Origin of the sequence: uncultured Cocleimonas sp. (assembly GCF_947495625.1) — a bacterium.
Taxonomy (GTDB): Bacteria; Pseudomonadota; Gammaproteobacteria; order Thiotrichales; family Thiotrichaceae; genus Cocleimonas.
Window position 1 is genome coordinate 1 of record NZ_CANLZW010000027.1, and the last position, 19,745, is coordinate 19,745.

The 19,745-nt window shown below is 41.4% G+C and carries 18 protein-coding genes; 11 read left to right on the plus strand and 7 right to left on the minus strand.

Going from position 1 to position 19,745, the window contains the following annotated elements:
• Nucleotides 1–231: 231 nt before the first annotated feature.
• On the plus strand, nucleotides 232–1,851 hold the full coding sequence (locus tag Q1A31_RS14690; RefSeq protein ID WP_299878239.1) for a hypothetical protein: 1,620 nt from the start codon (nucleotides 232–234) through the stop codon (nucleotides 1,849–1,851).
• An 84-nt stretch (nucleotides 1,852–1,935) separates the two neighbouring features.
• Here the strand turns inward: Q1A31_RS14690 and ftsY are convergent, their stop codons facing one another.
• Complete coding sequence (ftsY, locus tag Q1A31_RS14695) at nucleotides 1,936–2,928, minus strand: signal recognition particle-docking protein FtsY (protein ID WP_299878422.1); 993 nt, start codon at nucleotides 2,926–2,928, stop codon at nucleotides 1,936–1,938.
• Between the two features lie 373 nt (nucleotides 2,929–3,301).
• On the opposite strand from ftsY, the gene Q1A31_RS14700 reads away from it, so the two are divergent.
• The 3 genes from Q1A31_RS14700 to rsmD are packed head-to-tail and all read left to right on the plus strand — an operon-like array spanning nucleotide 3,302 to nucleotide 6,833.
• Nucleotides 3,302–4,711 (plus strand): pitrilysin family protein, encoded by a 1,410-nt coding sequence (locus Q1A31_RS14700; RefSeq protein WP_299878242.1) that lies wholly within the window; start codon nucleotides 3,302–3,304, stop codon nucleotides 4,709–4,711.
• A 33-nt stretch (nucleotides 4,712–4,744) separates the two neighbouring features.
• A complete protein-coding gene (locus Q1A31_RS14705) occupies nucleotides 4,745–6,235 on the plus strand; it encodes a pitrilysin family protein (RefSeq protein ID WP_299878245.1) in 1,491 nt (496 codons plus the stop codon).
• Complete coding sequence (rsmD, locus tag Q1A31_RS14710; RefSeq protein ID WP_299878248.1) at nucleotides 6,213–6,833, plus strand: 16S rRNA (guanine(966)-N(2))-methyltransferase RsmD; 621 nt, start codon at nucleotides 6,213–6,215, stop codon at nucleotides 6,831–6,833. The genes Q1A31_RS14705 and rsmD overlap by 23 nt, the downstream gene beginning before the upstream one ends.
• Before the next feature lie 42 nt (nucleotides 6,834–6,875).
• On the opposite strand, the gene Q1A31_RS14715 is transcribed toward rsmD, so the two are convergent.
• The 3 genes from Q1A31_RS14715 to Q1A31_RS14725 form a co-directional block, all read right to left on the minus strand.
• Nucleotides 6,876–7,979, minus strand: coding sequence for a hypothetical protein (locus Q1A31_RS14715; RefSeq protein ID WP_299878251.1), 1,104 nt, complete (start codon nucleotides 7,977–7,979; stop codon nucleotides 6,876–6,878).
• A gap of 149 nt (nucleotides 7,980–8,128) precedes the next feature.
• Nucleotides 8,129–9,178, minus strand: a complete 1,050-nt coding sequence (locus tag Q1A31_RS14720; RefSeq protein WP_299878254.1) for a tRNA (5-methylaminomethyl-2-thiouridylate)-methyltransferase — start codon at nucleotides 9,176–9,178, stop codon at nucleotides 8,129–8,131.
• Nucleotides 9,179–9,238: 60 nt separating this feature from the next.
• Entirely contained in the window at nucleotides 9,239–9,832 is a 594-nt protein-coding gene (locus tag Q1A31_RS14725; protein WP_299878257.1) for a YdcF family protein, read from the minus strand.
• A 195-nt stretch (nucleotides 9,833–10,027) separates the two neighbouring features.
• On the opposite strand from Q1A31_RS14725, the gene Q1A31_RS14730 reads away from it, so the two are divergent.
• The 3 genes from Q1A31_RS14730 to Q1A31_RS14740 are packed head-to-tail and all read left to right on the plus strand — an operon-like array spanning nucleotide 10,028 to nucleotide 11,538.
• Nucleotides 10,028–10,369, plus strand: a complete 342-nt coding sequence (locus Q1A31_RS14730) for a helix-turn-helix transcriptional regulator (protein ID WP_299878260.1) — start codon at nucleotides 10,028–10,030, stop codon at nucleotides 10,367–10,369.
• A 12-nt stretch (nucleotides 10,370–10,381) separates the two neighbouring features.
• Entirely contained in the window at nucleotides 10,382–10,840 is a 459-nt protein-coding gene (locus Q1A31_RS14735) for an SRPBCC domain-containing protein (protein ID WP_299878263.1), read from the plus strand.
• An 11-nt stretch (nucleotides 10,841–10,851) separates the two neighbouring features.
• Nucleotides 10,852–11,538, plus strand: coding sequence for a DUF899 domain-containing protein (locus tag Q1A31_RS14740; RefSeq protein WP_299878266.1), 687 nt, complete (start codon nucleotides 10,852–10,854; stop codon nucleotides 11,536–11,538).
• 97 nt (nucleotides 11,539–11,635) lie between these two features.
• Here the strand turns inward: Q1A31_RS14740 and fadA are convergent, their stop codons facing one another.
• Both fadA and fadB read right to left on the minus strand, forming a co-directional pair.
• Complete coding sequence (gene fadA, locus Q1A31_RS14745; RefSeq protein ID WP_299878269.1) at nucleotides 11,636–12,826, minus strand: acetyl-CoA C-acyltransferase FadA; 1,191 nt, start codon at nucleotides 12,824–12,826, stop codon at nucleotides 11,636–11,638.
• Nucleotides 12,823–14,991 carry a fatty acid oxidation complex subunit alpha FadB gene (gene fadB, locus Q1A31_RS14750; protein WP_299878273.1) on the minus strand — a complete coding sequence of 723 codons (2,169 nt, stop codon included), beginning with the start codon at nucleotides 14,989–14,991 and terminating at the stop codon, nucleotides 12,823–12,825. Before fadB ends, fadA begins: the two co-directional genes overlap by 4 nt.
• Nucleotides 14,992–15,210: 219 nt before the next feature.
• On the opposite strand from fadB, the gene Q1A31_RS14755 reads away from it, so the two are divergent.
• The gene (locus Q1A31_RS14755) at nucleotides 15,211–15,675 is read left to right on the plus strand and encodes a PaaI family thioesterase (protein WP_299878276.1); all 465 of its coding nucleotides are present in this window, start codon (nucleotides 15,211–15,213) and stop codon (nucleotides 15,673–15,675) included.
• Between the two features lie 171 nt (nucleotides 15,676–15,846).
• Here the strand turns inward: Q1A31_RS14755 and Q1A31_RS14760 are convergent, their stop codons facing one another.
• The gene (locus Q1A31_RS14760) at nucleotides 15,847–16,287 is read right to left on the minus strand and encodes an Lrp/AsnC family transcriptional regulator (RefSeq protein WP_299878279.1); all 441 of its coding nucleotides are present in this window, start codon (nucleotides 16,285–16,287) and stop codon (nucleotides 15,847–15,849) included.
• 162 nt (nucleotides 16,288–16,449) lie between these two features.
• Between Q1A31_RS14760 and Q1A31_RS14765 the strand changes: the two genes are divergently transcribed.
• The 3 genes from Q1A31_RS14765 to Q1A31_RS14775 all read left to right on the plus strand — a co-directional run bounded on the left by Q1A31_RS14765 (nucleotide 16,450) and on the right by Q1A31_RS14775 (nucleotide 19,602).
• Nucleotides 16,450–17,538, plus strand: a complete 1,089-nt coding sequence (locus Q1A31_RS14765) for an ornithine cyclodeaminase (protein WP_299878282.1) — start codon at nucleotides 16,450–16,452, stop codon at nucleotides 17,536–17,538.
• 1 nt (nucleotide 17,539) lies between these two features.
• The gene (ctlX, locus tag Q1A31_RS14770; protein ID WP_299878285.1) at nucleotides 17,540–18,466 is read left to right on the plus strand and encodes a citrulline utilization hydrolase CtlX; all 927 of its coding nucleotides are present in this window, start codon (nucleotides 17,540–17,542) and stop codon (nucleotides 18,464–18,466) included.
• Between the two features lie 89 nt (nucleotides 18,467–18,555).
• Nucleotides 18,556–19,602 carry a histone deacetylase family protein gene (locus Q1A31_RS14775; RefSeq protein WP_299878288.1) on the plus strand — a complete coding sequence of 349 codons (1,047 nt, stop codon included), beginning with the start codon at nucleotides 18,556–18,558 and terminating at the stop codon, nucleotides 19,600–19,602.
• The last annotated feature ends 143 nt before the right edge of the window (nucleotides 19,603–19,745 follow it).

A 19,745-nucleotide genomic window follows, 5' to 3' on the forward strand; every position in this document is an offset into this window, starting at 1 on the left:
ATGTTAGAACACCGAATGAGGTATTCTACAAAGGAACGAATATTGCATTTAATAGTTGAATTCACCCCCCCCTACTTCAAGGCACTTTTTATATCCCCTTTTTTTCTTTAAAAGATTAAATTAATTTAACTTCTAAAACCCAATACAACCGCTCATCATAAAACTTTCTGATTATTCAAGGTATGCTCTATAGTAAACAATGGTCGAAAATTTATTAAGGAAACTTCAGTCATGGTGAGTGATCCCCCCGTCACACCATTAACTTTTACTAAAGAATATACCCAATTGGTAAACAACCAATTAAAACGTATTCTCGAAAGTAAGCAATTTAGTTCTGCAAAACAAATGCGGAACTTTCTATCCTATGTCGTAAAAAAAGTATTGTCTGGTGAAGGTAGCTCCCTTAAACAATTCACTATTGCTGTTGAAGCACTTGAATTTCCAGATGATTTTGACCCGAACCATAGCCCTGTAGTTCGAATTTTAGGTGGACGTGTGAGAAGTCGTCTAAAAGAATATTATGAAGAGGAAGGAAGCGATGACAAGCTTATCATCAGCATTCCGACAGGCTCTTATTCTCCAGATTTTTGTGAAGCAACTGCTAAACCAGCTTCTTTAGATAATGAACAGAAGAAAAAAATATATAAAAAACATCAACAAGTTGTTGAGTCGTCTGGCCCTTTATTAGCATTAGCTTGCTACTCAGATCAAACGCAAAGTAATGATGTTAATAAAACACTTTTTTTAATTAGCGATAATATTGCCACCAAACTAAGTCATTTTGTATTTTCCAAGCTTTCTGTGTCCATACCTTTTGCTGATAAAAGTAATTCAGAAGGCTCTTTGAAAAAGATTAAAAACAAATACCATTCAGATTATGCTTTAACGATATTTCTTCAAGAGTTGCCAGATAACAAAAACAATCTGATTTACAGATTATACGAATCTAATTCTGAAGAAGTTTTATGGTCAGAAAATTATAAAATTAACGCAAAACTATCGACTGACGAACTGTGCAAAATTAGCGGAAAGATTACGGCTGAAATTGCCGATATTTATCAAGGAATTATGCAAGTTCACTGGTCTAGAAACTTGCTTAAAAAACCTGAAACCATTCCTTTAGAAAATCAGGCTCTCGCTTACTATCGCTATTATTCAAGTCATCTAAATAAACGTTCAATGGCCAAAGCCATTCAAGCCTGTGAAGCTATTCTTATACAAAATCCGGGGGATTTGATAGCTAATACATTATTCGCTGAATATTGCCGTAGAGACTTTGTATATAATTACAAATTAATTAAACAGCCTTTGCAAAGAGGTAAACTTTGCGCAGAAAAAGCCATACGCATTAGACCTAATTCTCATGAAGCACATTACGCTCTGGGGCAAATTTTATTTTGTTTGAATGAGTGGCCACATGCTGCCGAAGAGTTTTCTAAAGCGCGTAATATTTGTAAAAATCATCCGGTTGTTGAATATGGCACAGGCTTTCATCTTTGCATGATGGGAAAGTGGGAAGAAGGGATGACGCTCGTTAATACGACAATGGAATTACCCTATATTCCAAGCTGGTTTCATACCACCCCTTTCCTCAACTACTTTAGACAGGAAAAGTATCAGGAAGCATTAGCAGAAGCTAAGAAGATTACTTCACCTGGCATCATCCATGGTCCTTTAGCTCGAAGTGTTGCTTTTGCTAAATTAGGATTCAAAGAAGAAGCAAAACTGGAACTTGATGAAGTAATTTCAAGATACCCGAATTTTTTGGAAAACGGTAAAAAAGGGTTAGTGCGTTTTTTGGGTTCCGATGAATTGGCAGAAAAAATTTGGGAGACAGTTAAACTGATCTAGCTATTCAACCAAGATCAATCAAACCCAAGCAATACTTTAAAATTCCCTGACCTCAAAATTATGCCGAGATAAGAACGAAAATTACTATTCATCTTCCGCTAATAAAGCACCTGCGAATTCATAAGCATCGAATTCTTGCAAATCATCAATAGACTCACCAACACCAATAAACCTGACGGGAATACCTGTCTTTTCCGCCATTGCAAACAAGATTCCGCCTTTCGCTGTGCCGTCTAACTTAGTAACTGTTATACCTGTCACGCCCAAAGCAGCATTAAACTCGGTAGCCTGTGCCAGTGCATTTTGCCCAATACTTGCATCAACGATTAACATGACTTCGTGCGGTGCATTTGCATCGATTTTTTGCATCACTCGTTTAACTTTCTTAAGCTCTTCCATCAAGTTAGTCTGAGTGTGTAATCTCCCCGCAGTATCAGCGAGGAGGATATCAATGTTTTTGGCTTTAGCGGATTCCATTGCATCATAGATTACCGATGCACTATCTGCTCCAGTACCTTGAGCAATTACTGGAATATCATTTCTCTGGCCCCAAACCTGCAATTGCTCTACGGCAGCCGCTCTAAAGGTATCACCCGCCGCCAGCATCACTGATTTTCCTTCATTCTGGAATTGTTTTGCCATTTTACCGATGGTTGTCGTTTTCCCTGCGCCATTAATTCCCACTAGCAAAATTACGGCTGGCCCATCAATATCTTCTACATCTAAAGGCTTGGCAACTGGGCGTAATATTTTCACCATCTCTTCATACAATGCGGTCATTAGTGCATCATAATCACTTAATTCATTGCGAGAAGTACGCTTGGTTAAGTCATCGATAATTCTTTGAGTGGCTTCGATACCCACGTCCGACATTAAAAGTCGGGTTTCTAATTCTTCAAGAACATCGTCATCGATTTTCTTTTTGCCTAAGACAAGTGCGCCCATTCCTTCTGTTAAGGTGTTACCTGTTTTAGATAAACCTGATTTTAGGCGATCAAATAACCCTTCTTTTTTAGGCTTTTCTTTAGGGGTTTCTAAAACTTTTTCTTCAGGCTTGGAAGCGACTTCATCAGGAATAGTGTTATCTATTTCCGCGACTACTTTTTCTTCGATAACTTGTTGTTGTTCAGGAACTTTTTCAGCAATTACTTGCTCTAAGTTTTCTGTTTCTTGTTGATTTTGGCTTATCGTTTCCGCAGCTTCAGCCGATAACGTTGAAGTATTTGGGTCCTGACCGGTTTCCTCTGCGTTTAAACTAGAGTCGACATTTGATTCTATGAGAGAATCTGTAGATTCTGGCTCAATTGGCTGATTTGCATTTTGCTGATCTTGCCCCTTGTCCTGATCAATTTTACTTTGATCACTAGAAGTTTCTTCAACTGGCTTTTTTTTCTTAAATAGTCGGAACATTGTTATACTTTAACTTTTTTGGGTTTATATGCGAAAAATAATGAATAGAAGTTTATCACCTGCGACACCAGCTCGTATTAGTTTTTTATCTATCCTATTGTTGTCATTCCTAAGTCTTGCTCAACCAGCGTTAGCAGAAAATGAAAACCCTGTTCATGAGTATGAACTCGATAACGGTTTAAAGGTTTTAGTTAAGCAAGATAAACGCGCCCCTGTTGCCGTTATCCAAGTCTGGTACAGAATTGGTACAAGCTATGAATACGAAGGGATTACCGGCTTATCTCATGCTCTTGAGCACATGATGTTTAAAGGCACTAAAAAGTATAAATCCGGCGAATTCGAAAAAATGGTATCTGCCATCGGTGCTCGTAACAACGCATTTACATCTCAGGATTACACTGCATATTACGAAGTTCTGGCTAACGACAAACTCGAAGATGCGATGGAAATTGAAGCAGACCGCATGAGAAACCTGGTTTTTGATCCAGCAGAATTCAAAAAAGAGATCGAAGTGGTCAAAGAAGAACGTCGTTGGAGAACCGATGACAAACCCAGCTCACTAACACGTGAACAGTTTAACGCAGTAGCATTCTTGAACAGCCCATACCGTGCACCTGTAATAGGTTGGATGGTAGACCTTGAAGGCATGAAACTGAAAGATGCCAAAGAATGGTATAAAAAGTGGTACACACCGAATAACGCAACATTAGTTGTTGTAGGTGATGTTGAACCTGAGAAAGTATTCAATATGGCGAAGAAGTATTTCAGCGTTTACGCCAGCAATGATTTACCTGAAGTTAAAGCCAGAACAGAAGTTGCACAGAAAGGTAAGAGAAACATCGAATTAAAGCTACCGGCAAAATTAGCAAGTTTGCGCATGGGCTTCAAAACACCCGGAATGATCAGTGCCAAAAAAGGCAAAGTCCCAGCCTGGGAGCCTTATGCACTGGAAGTACTTGCCAACATTCTTGACGGTGGCGACAGCGCAAGATTTGCCAAAAACCTGGTTCGTGGTAAAGAAATTGCCGCTTCTGCAGGCGCTGGATATTACGGCTACGGCAGATTAGACAATCTATTAGTGGTTTCAGGCGTTCCTGCCAATGGCGTCAAAACCAGCGATTTGAAAAAATCACTCTTGGATGAAATCAACATCTTAAAAACTGAATTAGTGAGCGAAGCAGAACTTAAACGCGTAAAAGCTCAAGTAATTGCTGGTGAGGTTTTTGAACGCGATTCAATTCAACATATGGCAACCTTACTAGGTTCTTTAGAATCAGTGGGGCTTGGTCATAAATACATCGACCAATACGTACCTGGTGTTCTTGCCGTGACCGCAAAACAAATTCAGGAAGTGGCAAATAAGTACTTGATTGAAGACACATTGACTGTCGCAGAGCTTATTCCACTTCCCTTAAATGCTGCTAAAAAATCTGCATTTAAAGTCAACTAACAAGTGAAAAATATTCAAGAGAGCAACAAGCTAATGACAATAAAAATCATGACTAAAATTCTTTTCACTGGGCTAGCACTGTTATTCGTACAGTTGAGTTTTGCTGCACCAAAGATTGAAAATTGGACAACAGATTCTGGATTACGTGTCTATTACGTTAATGTACCAGAATTACCAATGCTAGATTTACGCTTAACCTTCGCAGCTGGTAGCGGCTACGATGGCGAGAAAATGGGAATTTCAGGCATGACCACCAGCATGCTAAGCAAAGGAGCGGCAGGTTTAAATGCTGACCAGATTGCAGAAGCATTTGAAACCGTGGGCGCTGAGTTCTCAACCGGTAATGGTTTAGACTCTGCATGGATAAACTTACGTTCTTTAACCTTTGAAGAGCAATTAGAACCTGCTTTACAAAACTGGTTAAAGGTCATCCAGAAACCTAATTTTCCAGAAGCCGATTTCGCACGCTTAAAGAAACAGGCACTGGTTGGTTTAGAGGCTGAGAAACAAGACCCTGGCTCCATCGCCAGTAAAGCGTTTTACGCTAATCTGTTCGCGGGGCATCCATACTCTCAACCTCAAAATGGTAATGAGAAAACCATTGATGCTCTTACTATCGATGAACTAAAAGCATTTTTTAAGCAGTACTTTGTGAATAAAAACGGGCAACTGGCATTAGTCGGCTCAATCAGCAAAGAGCAAGCCAAGAAGATCGCACTACAAGTATCAAACGCACTTCTGGATGGTGACAGAGGCGTTGGCGAAAAAGCCGCTGATATCCCACCAGTTAAACCATTATCAGAAGCGAAAGTCGTGCATATTCCTTTCCCTTCATCACAAGCACACGTAATGATCGGTCAACCAGGCAATAAGCGTGGTGACAAAGATTACTTTTCGCTTTATTTAGGTAATCATGGTTTAGGTGGCAGTGGCTTTACATCACGTTTAATGAAAGAAATTCGCGTTAAACGCGGCCTTTCATACAGCGTATACAGTTACTTCATCCCGATGAAAGAGAATGGTCCATTCATGCTAGGGCTACAGACAAAACTTTCTCAAACAGATGAAGCCATTAAAGTCGCAAGAGACGTACTAAACACCTTTCAGAAAGATGGCCCATCTGAAGAAGATCTTGCTGCCTCTAAACTGAATATTACGGGTGGTTTTCCTTTACGCACCGCAAGCAATAGCGACATCATTGGCTATATTGATATGATTGGTTTCTATGGTTTACCGCTTGATTACTTAGATACGTTTACTAAAACCATCAACGACATCACTAGAGATCAGGTTGTCGATGCATTTAAACGCAGACTAGATACCGATAAACTGCTTACTGTTATTGTGGGTGGCGAAGCGAAAGATAAAGAATCTTCTGCAAGCAAAGATACCGCTGAAAAAGCACCTGATCTTACAAAAGCCCCAATCCAACTTGCTGCTAATAATGTAACTGCTGAAGAAAAAAGCAAAGATAAGGCCGAAGAAACAAGTGCTGAAGAAGATGAAGAGCCGGACTGCGACTAAAAAATCCGGCAACCGTAAATCTCCTCACTCTAATAAAAAAGGGCCTAACACCCTAAGAATTATTGGCGGAGAATGGCGCAGTAGAAAGCTTCAATTTCTAGATGCGCCGGGTTTACGCCCTACTCCTGATCGCATCCGTGAAACCTTGTTCAATTGGTTACAAGGCTCCATCTATGATTCCAACTGCCTCGATTTATTTGCAGGCAGTGGCGCTATTGGCTTAGAAGCACTTTCCCGAGGTGCGAAGTCAGTAGATTTTATTGAGAAAAACGCCGCAGCCAGCGAGCAGTTAAACGCGAATCTACAACTCTTAAAAAGTGATTCGAGCGTATTCAAAATGGATGCTTTAAGCTTTTTAGATAAACATTCGGCTGAACAACCCTATGATATTATTTTTCTAGACCCGCCTTATCGACAAGGCTTACTGGATAAGTCCTTAGAATTACTCATTGCTAAAGCGTTGATAAATAAAAATACGTTGATTTATCTAGAGCACGAATCTGAAGAGTCATTCGACTTTACCAAGTATGGCCTTGAAGAAATTAAACAAGCATCAGCAGGTCAAGTGCAAAGCTACCTATTACAAACCATTCAATAAAAAGTGCCCAAAAGGTGGGGGGTGACTTACAGTCTTACTCTATCAATCCACAGTACGATTAATGCGATAACTCTGGTCAATCACAATACGTTGCTTCAGTCCTTTTCCAACAATGGCAGGGATATTATTATATAAACTCTTATGCATCGCCTTTATCGCTGGGCTTTCAATTGATAAACCTAATTTTACCGCAACGTATTCAGCCTCTAGCGCAAACAGAATCTGTTCGAGACTGTCATTACTGGAATCTTCCAGTGCTTTCCAGTCACTGATAATTTTAGTCAATGGCTTTTCGAGATCACGGTTTTTGTACAAATGATCCTTCAATATTGCTTCCTGTTGTGCAGACAAACGAATCAACTGTTGAAGCGTTTCTACTTCATTTTTAAGACGTTCATCCAGGGTCGCCAAAAAATTCATCAACTCACTGATAGCAAAATTATTGAACGGTTTTATGCTCTCGCGTAGGGCTTCATTCAAGGCCATTTGTTTTTTGGATTTTGGCGGATTTCTATTCGCATCTAATAACTTTCGCGACTGATCGAGACTTTTAACCATCACATCCTGCACACTATAAATATGCGCCTGATAGTTTTGTTCTGCTTTTTTTAGCTGGGATTCTATCTGAACCGCCTGCTTGGAAAACTTAACCAGCACATCCTGACTATCCATCGTATTGTGCGCAATCCACGCGCGCCTAACTTCCTTATCGGATTCAAGATAGGCCTGATGAAGATTTTTATAGGCAACACCCCATTGATCTTTGACATGCCTGATAACATCCGCATGATTGGGGTGTTCAATCTCCATGTTTTCCACATTACGAATCAAACCATTCATTGAGGAAAGCTTATTCAATAAAGAATGTCTAGATTTGGTAAGTGGCTCGTAAACACTCGTCACGAAAGACTCTAATTTGATTTGATTATTTTCTTGCTGAATATCCGCACGCCAGCTTGATATCCCTTTAAAGATAAGCGCGAAAATAATGATGCTGGGGATGAATAAAATCCCCGCAAGTGTAGACATTTTATCCGGAGGTAAGCGACCATCCTTCTTGATTTGTCGCATTAGCATCACTAAAACGGCAAAAACCAAAAGCGATAACAGCAGGAAAATAACTAAAATGAAATTAGCAAATGTCAAAAAATAACACCCATATTTGTCGAATTACTAACGTGATGAATTACTGGCTAGAATAAGGCTATGAAAATTTGATCATAAGGTTATTCTTTAAATAACTCAAAGATTAATCATCGAACAAGACTAACGTTGCCAGTTTATGATTTTCCAGACTAAAGCATCCACTCTTTATTGATTTCATTATCTTTCAATGGCTTCACTTTAAACTCTCTTTCTTCTTCACCTATCAAGCCCACACCAAATGTAACTTCTTCAGCATCTTTGCCTTTTCCATATCGTGCCGCAATAGACGCAGCTAAATGGATATCTTCCGCAGAAATATCACTACCATCAATTAACGTTAATGGGCCACCATGGCTTAATGTAGAAAGGTAAGTGAACTGCTTTTTATAACCTTGCAAGAAGCGAGATTCGCCTTCTTCACGCGCTATGATGATTTTAAAATTATCACGCGGACGGAAATGACGACCAATCTTAAGCATCATCACATCATCAAGCTCATAGGTCTTGCCTTCTGCACGATGCCCTAATAAATCCTTCATCTTTTTAGAATAGTTTGGATCCGTAAGGAAACAACAACCACCCGCTGGTTGTGCGTAATCATCAAGCTTCCATGTTTGAGCAAGTGCAATTTGTGGTTTACGATTACGTCCGGAGAAGCCGAAGAGTTGTTCGCGGTCTACCCATCCTTCTTTTTCTGGCTTAGTTAGTGGTAGATTTTTTGCACACAGAGGACGCAGCAATAATTCATCAGCACCAGACTCATTAGCGATAATAGGCATAGTTTGTTTGCGCTGAGACATCGGGCGTTGCCCCATGACTTCACCCGTTATGATAAAGTCAAAGTCGTTTTCTTTAATCCATTCATGGGCTTTTTTAACCATGAAGATCTTACAATCCAGACAAGGGTTAATATGCGCGCCATAACCGTGCTTGGGATTGATCACAACATCTTTGTATTCTTCCACAATGTCAACGATATGCAGTTTTATACCTAATTGTTCTGCCACCCATAACGCATTGTTTCTTTTTGGCTTCGAGGTCTTCTTCTTGCGGATAGCATGAGTATGCCCTTCCACACAAAACCCGGTGAAGAAATTTACCCCTTCAACATGAATACCCTGTTCAATCATAGCTTTGGTCGCTAATAAAGAATCTAGACCACCAGAAATGAGTGATACTGCTTTGCGTTGTTCTGACATATCAATAAATATAGTGCATAAAACGCGGGATTATTACAGCGTTACCCCTATTTGTCACATTTACTCATTAAAAACCAAGTAATGTAGATAAAAATAGACTTCTCGCAGTAAAAACGGGACTTTAGTCTTCAGACTTTGATAGCGAGTGGTGGGTGTAGCAGAGGGCTTAACCTCAACCAAGCCAATGTCTTTCGCCATCATCATGGCGCGTTTGCTATGCAACGGGTCACTGACGATCAAAGTACTGGCTAACCCGGTTGTTATTAATAACTGTTGCGCCTCAAGTAAATTATCCCGTGTGGTGTCAGATTCGATTTCCGTCAATATATCTGTTTCCGGAATACCTAAGCTCATTGCATATTTTTTAGCGACTAACGATTCGGCGACTGTTTCACCTTCACCCAATCCACCGGTGAAAATTATTTTCTGGATATTCCCTGCCTGATATAAGTTTATCGCGTGATTAATGCGCTCCTTAAATACGGGAGAAGGCTTATCAGCATTTACCGCCGCACCTAAAACTATCGCTACATCGGCTTTATCAGTCAGCTTCCCCAATGGAAACGTAGCTATCTGAAAACCAAGAAATAATATCCATAATAAGAATAAGAAGGTTAACCACTGGGTGATTTTTAATAATCGAGAAAGAAACATGAGCGCTAGTTTAAACGAATTATTAACCCATAGAAAAAGTGCTTCGCAAAGCATAAATTCTATTTACGTTTTCAAAAAACAAAAACGTAATATCATTCAAAGGTAGGGGGTGACCTTCACATTTAACAAGGCACTATTGACAAGATACCAAAAGGTATCATATATTATAGTACCATTTGGTATTACATTAAGAATATGACTGACAACTTACAACAATCTTTTAAAGCACTTGCCGATCCTTCTCGACGTGAGATTTTGATGCATTTAAGCAAACAGGATATGACCATCAAAGAAGTTTCTGAGCACTTTGATATGACTCGTGCAGCGGTAAAAAAGCATTTAACGATTTTGCAACAGGGAAACCTTATAAACATTCAGAAAAATGGACGAGAACGAATCAACTCACTAAAACCTGAAGGTTTACAAACAATCACTGAATGGATGGATTACTTTAATAAGTTCTGGGATCAGAAACTCAATAACTTACAAACCGCAGTTGCGAACTATACCGAAAAAGATGATGTCAAAAATAAATAGAAGGAAAAAACAATGAGTAAAAGCACACTTCATAAAACAGCTTTTTTTGCTGCACCTCGAGAAACACTTTGGGCCTTCCTAACGGAAGCAGACAAGCTCGGTCATTGGTATCACCCTGCCCGTGAAGACTTAGAGGAAAACCAGGATTACGAGTTATTTGATGCCGAAGATGATGACGGTGAAACAGCGATGATCTGGGGTAGTGTTCTCGAATGGCAACCCGTTTCAAAACTCGTCTATACCTTCAATATATTTCCACTTGAAGGCGTTAGCACCACCGTGACCTGGCAACTGGAAGAAGCCTATGGCGGAACATTACTTACCCTCACACATGAAGGTGTCGGCGACATTACTGAAAACCCACTAAACTTATTAATGGCTCTCGATGATGGCTGGGATGAGCATATCGGTAAACTAAGAGCACAATTGAAAAACAAAGAGCATCAGACCCCGAGTTGCTCGGATCATTAAAGGATTCGATCATGAATAAAATTAACAGTGTTACTCGTGAAGAATGGCTAAAAGCCCGAAAAGACTTCCTGATTAAGGAAAAAGAATTCACTTACGCCCGCGAAAAGTTAAGCGAAGAGCGTCGCAATCTACCGATGGTGAAAATCGAAAAAGATTATCAATTTAACGCTGAAAGTGGCAGACAGACTTTGAGTGAGTTATTCGGCGATCACCAGCAACTCATTATTTACCATTTTATGTATGGTGCTGATTGGGAACAAGGTTGCCCGAGCTGTTCTTTCTGGGCAGATAATTTCGACGGAATAGATACTCATCTAGCTGCTAGAAATACATCTTTTGCCGTGACATCAAACGCGCCATTAGACGCTTTACTTAAATATAAAAAACGCCTTGGCTGGAACTTCAACTGGGTATCTTCAACAGACCTTGAGTTCGGTACAGATTTTGGCGTGAGCTTCTATGATGAGGAAAATGATGGAGGTTATAACTATAGCGACTGGACACCAGAAGGAGAAATGCCGGGAATAAGTGTTTTCATTAAGCAAGACGGCGATATCTATCATAGTTATTCCACGTATGGACGAGGACTAGACATGTTAAATGGCGCTTATCATTACCTAGATTTGACACCCATTGGGCGAAATGAAAAAGACCTTGAATATACTCAGGCGTGGGTCAAACGGCATGATGAGTACTAGAAAAACCATGAAATATAAGACACCCCCCTACTTTAGGGCACTTTTTTAAAAAAGTGCCCTAAAGTAGGGGGGTGTCAAATTAATGCTAAATGATTAACTAAACCCTTTCAAAGACCGTCGCAATACCCTGACCATGACCAATACACATTGTCGCTAAGCCAAAGGTTGCGTCTTTCTGCTGCATGACATTCATCAAGGTTGTGGAGATTCTTGAACCAGAACAACCCAGTGGATGCCCGAGTGCAATTGCGCCACCGTGGAGATTCACCTTCTCGTCCATCACATCCATAATGCCTAAGTCTTTCAGGACTGGCAGTGATTGCGCGGCGAATGCTTCATTGAGTTCGAACACGTCAATATCCGCTACCGTTAAACCTGCTCTTTTTAGTGCTTTGAGCGAGGCTGGTACTGGGCCGTAACCCATAATAGCTGGATCAACTCCTGCTAATCCCATTGAAACAACGCGTGCGATTGGCGTTAGCCCAGCCGCTTGTGCTGCTTCTGCCGACATAATCACCATTGCTGATGCGCCATCGGATAATGCGGAAGATGTTCCTGCCGTAACCGTTCCGCCTTTGGGATTAAACACTGGGCGTAGTGCAGAAAGTGTTTCTACTGTGGTTTCTGGACGAATGACTTCATCAGTATTAGCCATCATCGGTACGCCTAAAGCATCGTGGCCTGGTGTTGGGACGATTTCATTGGCGAATTTCCCGTCAAGCGTGGCTTGCTGTGCGAGCCTGTGCGATCTTGCGCCAAACTCATCTTGTGCTTCGCGCGTGATACCGTGTTGTACTGCCAGCATTTCAGCGGTCATGCCCATCATATTCGATGCCATTGCTGCGTGCTTTGCAAAACCGGGATTGATATCGATACCGTGATTCATCGGTACATGACCCATGTGCTCTACGCCGCCAATAATGTAACAATCACCCTGCCCTGACATAATGCTTTGAGCCGCTGTTTGTAATGCCTGCATTGATGAGCCACAAAGACGATTGACTGTTTGCGCCGGTACTTCATGAGGCAAACGCGTTAACAAGGCCATGGTTCTGGCAATATTTAAACCTTGTTCCATGGTTTGATAAACACAGCCCCAGATCACATCATCTACTTTTGCCGGATTGAGGTTTTCATTGCGATCGAATAAGGCTTCAACCAAATGCGCGGATAGCGTTTCGGCGCGTGTGACTTTATATATACCGTTTTTAGATTTGCCCATTGGCGTTCTAACGCAATCGACGATTACGGCATCTCTCGGATTACATTTATTACTCAAAGTACTCATGCTTCACCTCCAAAGAACTGGACATTATTAACAGCCATATCGGCCAATAGTTTTGGTACTTCGTAAGCCGCACCTAAATCAGAATATTTATTTGCCATTGCGACAAACTCTGCGGTTCCGATCGAATCGATATAGCGCAACGCACCTCCTCTGAATGGTGGGAAGCCGATACCCCAGATCAAGCTCATGTCTGCCGCTTCTGGTGAATCAACAATCTTATCTTCAAGACAACGAACCACTTCTAAACACAATGACAGCATCATGCGTTCGGTGATTTCTTCATCGCTGAAGTCATCTGCGGCACGTTTGTTGGTGGAGGACTTTGCTACCAGCGCAATCGCCTCTTTATCCACTTTCTTTTTCGGTTTACCACGTTTATCAGGTTCGTATTGATAGTAACCACTGCCAGATTTTTGACCTAAGCGACCTAGTTTGTACATTTCTTCTGTGGCAGCTTCAAAATCGATTTTCATGCGATCGGGGAAACCTTCTGCCATTACCGCAGAACCATGACAAGCAACATCCAGTCCCACAACATCCAGCAAATACGCAGGACCCATTGGCCAACCGAAACGTTCCATGACTTTATCGATATGCATAAAGTCTGCACCATCGCTAACCAGTTTTTCAAACGCATTTAAATACGGGAATAATACGCGGTTTACCATGAAGCCCGGGCAGTCATTAACCACAATCGGCTTTTTACCAATCGCCAATGCATACGCGACTGTTGTTGCGATGGTTTCATCAGAGGTTTTTTCGCCACGGATGATTTCAACCAACGGCATTAACGGCACAGGGTTGAAAAAGTGCATGCCACAAACGCGTTCTGGTTTTTTCGTTGCTGTTGCAAGTTCTGTAATGGAGATAGTGGAAGTGTTTGATGCGAGAACGGTATCTTCATCGACGATATCTTCCAGCTCTGCGAGTACCATTTTCTTGATTTTTACGTTTTCGACAACGGCTTCAACCACGATATCGGTATTCGCTACATCACCATAAGTCAGCGTTGTATTGATGCGAGCTAGCGTATCTGCCATCACGTCAGTCGTCATAATGCCGCGACCCACACGTTTAGCCAGAAGCTTTTTCGCTTCTTTCATGCCTAATTCCAGGGCTTCGTTGTTGATGTCTTTCATGATAATCGGCGTGCCTTTCAGCGCACTTTGGTAAGCGATACCGCCACCCATAACGCCTGCACCCAAGACAGCTGCGGATTCAATTTTTGCCGCAGTTTTTGTGAGTTTTCTCGCCTGGCGATTCAACGCCTGATCATTCAGGAATAAACCAACCAGATTCGCCGCAACTTCGGTTTTGGCTGCTTTAACAAAGCCTTTAACTTCGACAACCATCGCTTCGTCACGATGCATATTGGCGTGAGTTTGCATCGCATCTAGTGCAATTTTTGGTGCAGGATAATGGGGTCCTGCTTTTGCCAGAATCATGCCTCTCGCTGTTTCGAATGACATGAGTTGTTCGATTTTATTCAGTTTTATACCGTTACGTTTTTCTTCGCGACGCGCTTCATAATCCATCGAACCATCAATGCATCGTTTCAATAAGGTCATCGCTGCATCATGTAACTGATCAGGCTCTACAACGGCATCAACCGCCCCTTTTTTCAGTGCATCATCAGGGCGTTGTGGCTTACCTGTCGCAATCCATTCCAGTGCATTATCCAAACCAATCAAACGCGGCAGGCGGAAACTGCCACCCCAGCCCGGGAATATGCCCAAACTAATTTCTGGCAGACCGACTTTGGATTTAGTGGTGATTACGCGATAGTCTGTTGATAGTGGTAATTCAAACCCACCACCTAATGCTACGCCATTAATGGCACAGACTGTTGGGAACGGTAAGTCTTCAATCTCTGCGAATGCTTTTTGTATATCGAGCAAGCGCTGTTCGAAATCTTCATCTGGCAGGGCGAACCAACCTAGGAATTCAAAGATATCTGCGCCGACAATAAAGTCTCTTTTACTACTGGTAAACAGTAAGCCTTTGATTTCAGATGCTTTCGCCGTAATAGTGGCAACCGCTTCGATCACTTCAGAAATGGTGGCGAGATTTAGTTTATTAACCGACGAATCTTGCAGATCAAAATTTAGCTCTGCTATTCCATCGGTATTTAGTTTAACGGTTAGGCATTTGCCTTCGTAAATCATGCTTGCTCCTTTTTTTGTTATAACGTGCAATGCGTTTTAGATTAGAAACCACACCCCCTACCTTTACGCTCTTTTTTATTAGATAAATAGGTAGAGAAGTTGAATTTAATTTAACCTCTGAGTGTAGTTCATCTGAGGAAATAGTTATGTAAGATAAATGAAATTTAATGTTACTCTTTCTCAAAAAAATATAATTCATATACAAAAGACGAGGTAAAAATGACAGATACAGCTTTTCAAGATGCATACCCAGAGCCACTCAAACATTGTTATGGTTGCGGCAGTAATAATGATCACGGTTTACAACTAAAAAGTTATTGGGATGGTGATGAGACTATCGCTAGATACAATCCACGCCCTGAACACACTGCGATTCCTAATTTTGTCTATGGTGGCTTGTTAGCATCTATTATTGATTGTCACGGCACCGGCTCTGCATCGGCTGCGGCAACCAAAGAATACGGCAGCGAAGGCGAACCTGCTTTGCGTTTTGTGACGGCTAATTTGAATGTGGATTTCCTCGCACCGACACCAATGGGGGTTGAATTAGAAGCACGCGGAACTATTCGTGAACTCAAGGAAAAGAAAGTAATTGTGGATATCGTGGTTTCTGCAGATGGCAAACCTTGCGCAAAGGGATCTGTGATTGCGGTGAGAATGCCAGATTCGATGATGCCAGATTAAAGAATTTCAGATCAAGACTGGAATTTTCGGTGGCACTTAATAGCACTTAATAGCAGTCATCGAACATAGTCCCATATAGAGTTGCATAATACTTCAACTGTACTTTAAAAGTGACCACTGAGTATTAGGGTTTTGCCTAATAACAAACACCCTAATCTCTTCAGAACCTTTCTATACTGTAGTCAGTAATATACTCGTTTCACTATTTAGTACGCCATCAATGATACGCACACTACCTAGTACACGATCAAATTCGGCCAAGCTGGAGGTTTGTATCTCTGCCACCAAATCCCAAGCACCATTCGTCGAGTGCAAAGCCACCAACTCCGGAAATCCTCTTAATTCTCGAATAACTTGAGATGCTGACTTACCAACCACCTCAATCATCATGATCGCGCGGATAGTATCTAGACCTTGGTCTTCCCTTATTCTTACGGTAAACCCCAACAATACTCCTGAGGCCTGTAATCTATCCAATCTATTTTGCACGGTTCCACGAGATACTTTCAGTTTTTCCGCCAGATGCGTTAACGAAGCTCGACCATCCTTGCGCAGCAAAGAAATAAGTTCTCTATCAAGGTTGTCATAAGTATGTGTATTTGTTGGTGTCATATTTCTCACTAAATTGTCATTTTGTACAATAACAGCTAGCACTATGATAATTCATTGCTAAATATTTGTATACTTTTGCTATTTTGATTGAAATTTCTTTTCTTTATACTTTTTCTATACCGAAGAACTATCCCTACTTGAAAGAAATTGGAGAGCATTAAAATGTCTGACAACGAATTACAACTTAATAAAGATTTGAATATTGTCCCTTTTGTTAGTGTTGATCACATGATGAAAATAGTTGGACGTCTTGGCATGGAAAACATGCTTGAAGGAATGGCTGCGTATATTGAAGAGGACTTCAAACGCTGGGAGTTATTTGATAAAACCCCTCGCGTTGCGGCACATTCTGATGAAGGTGTTATTGAATTAATGCCAACTAGCGATGGTGAACATTATGGATTCAAATATGTAAATGGCCACCCTAAGAACATGAAAGAGGGCTTACAAACTGTAACAGCGTTTGGCGTACTATCAAAAGTGTATACCGGTTACCCTATTTTATTCTCAGAGATGACTATCTTGACAGCATTGCGCACCGCTGCCACTTCAGTGGTAGCGGCCAGATACCTTGCTCGTAAAAATTCACGCTGCATGGCGCTCATTGGAAATGGCGCACAATCTGAATTTCAGGCACTGGCGTTCAAAACCATGCTGGGTATTGATCAATTAAGACTTTACGATATTGATCCTGTCGCTACTGAAAAATTTATAGGCAATATGCAAGGTTACGGCTTTGAGATCGTTACTTGCAACTCAGCTCGTGAAGCAGCCAAGGGCGCAGATATCATTACAACCGCTACTGCAGACAAACAAAATGCCACAATCCTGACTGATGATATGGTCGAAGCGGGTGTTCATATAAATGCTGTGGGTGGTGATTGCCCTGGCAAAACAGAGTTGGAAAAAGCACTCGTTTTACGCTCTAGCCTTTTTGTCGAGTACCCACCACAAACACGTATCGAAGGTGAGTTGCAGCAATTAGATGCTGATTACCCAGTGAATGAAATGTGGCGGGTGATTCGCGGTGAACTAGTAGGCCGTAAAAATGATGAGGAAGTCACATTGTTCGACAGTGTTGGCTTCGCCACAGAAGATTTTTCGGCGTTACGTTATATCCGTGATATGTTGGATCGCCCGGGAATGACTGGCATGTATGAAAATCTCGACATGATTGCCGACCCTGATGAGCCACGCGATCTTTTTGGTATGGTTCGCCGTTCTGGTGCTATGTCTAAAGTAGCTGCCTAAAATGTCTACATCAAGTATTCAAGCTCCTGCTGCGGTCGTGATGATTCGGCCTCACCATTTTAGAGTTAATCCGGAAACCGCTGGTGATAATGTATATCAACAAGATACTGTCGCTATGGATCAAACCAAACTTGCACGGTTAGCTTTTCAAGAGCTAACCGTTGCAGCGAAGCTTTTAGAAGAGGCTGGTATTCGCGTTCATATATTTGAAGACGAGGGGACCGATACACCAGATTCCGTTTTCCCCAATAACTGGTTTTCAACACATTCAGGTGGACACATAGCACTGTACCCAATGTTCTCTGAGGCACGTCGTAAAGAGCGCCGCCCAGATGTAATTAACATGCTGAAAAGCAGCTATAGGGTACAGGATGTTATTGATTATTCAGGACTAGAACCTGACGGATTATTCCTTGAAGGCACAGGAGCTATGGTTCTGGACCATATAGATCGAGTCGCTTATGCGGTCAAATCGAATCGTACTGATCCAATTGCACTGGAACGGTTTTGTACTCACTTTAATTATGAACCGATGGTATTTGAAGCCGAAGATGAAAATGGTGTCCCCGTTTATCACACCAATGTATTAATGTGTATCGCTACATCGTTTGTAATGATCAGCCTGGACATGATAAAAAACCTGCAGCGCCGGAATGAAATCGTCAAACGCTTTGAAGCTTCAGGCCGCACGGTGATTGATTTAAGTCCTTCACAAATTGCAGATTTCGCCGGCAACGCAATAGAATTACATGGCGCAGAGCAAAATATTCTTGCATTATCGTCTAGGGCATTAGCCGCGCTAACTACCGAACAAATCAATATAATTGAGCAATCTGTAAACATCTTAGGGTTGGATATTCCCAGTATAGAATTAGCAGGTGGATCTGTTAGATGCACACTTGCCGGAATTCATCTTACGCCGCGCTAACTTTAGTATGACTAAAATTAACCTATAAATATTACAAACCCAGATTCATCAGTGATCAGCACAGATAATAAAAAACAGGGAGTTGTATCGTGAAAATTATTTATTCAGACAAACATTATCATCAAAGTCCAAAGCTAGAGTTAGCAGGCGGTGACTTAGTTCCTTCTTTTGAAAATCCTTCACGCGCTGAACACGTTTTAGAACGTGCTAGAACTGTTGGTTTAGATGAAATTATTTCACCAGACGAGTTTGGCATAGAACCTCTTTTAGCTGTGCATGATTCTGGGTATATCCAGTTTTTACAAACAGCTTGGCAGCAATGGATAGAAGCTGGATTTAAGGGAGAGATAATTCCATTGTGTTGGCCTGCTGGAAAAGCATCCGATATTTTACCTCAACATATTAAAGGAAAGGTAGGTTATTACGCTCAAGGTACCGACAGCAATATTACAGAAGGTACCTGGACTGCCGCGTTGGCTGCTGCACAATCTGCATTAACGGGTGCTTCTCTAATTTGCAAATCAGTAAAAAGTGGTAATAAGGCCAGAGCATTTTCACTAGGTCGACCACCAGGGCACCATGCCGCAAAAGCTTCTTACGGTGGCTATTCGTTCTTAAATAATGCCGCCATTACTGCACAATATTGCCGCGATCAAGGTATTGCTAAAGTGGCTGTGCTGGATGTCGATTTTCATCACGGGAATGGCACTCAGGATATATTCTATGATCGTGATGATGTGTTTTTTGCTTCCATCCATGGTGATCCAATGGATAACTTTCCATACTTTTGGGGACATGCATCAGAACAAGGTGAAGGGATCGGTGAAGGTTTTAATTTGAATTTTCCATTAAGCAATGGCACAACATTCGCGGTATGGAGAGAAGCGTTAAAATCCAGTCTTTCTGCAATTAATGAGTTTGGAGCTGAAGTATTAATTGTTTCTTTAGGCGTAGACACATTTGAAGATGACCCGATCAGCTCTTTTAAGTTAAAAACTCCGGATTATCTGGTCATGGGCGCAGACATTGCCGACTTAGGCATCCCCACACTATTCGTGATGGAAGGTGGGTATAACGTAGAAGCACTTGGCATAAATATGGTAAATGTATTACAAGGCTATGAAGCCTCTTTATAACTAAGCCAAACGACTCACCATTACTGAAATACTTAATGTTAGTGGATCTGATTTAAGTATCTATAGTCTTGGTAAAGGCAACCCAGTTCCTGCTATAGAGAGACTATTACTTAATTGAGCAAAAACAGAATGAGGTGTTAAGG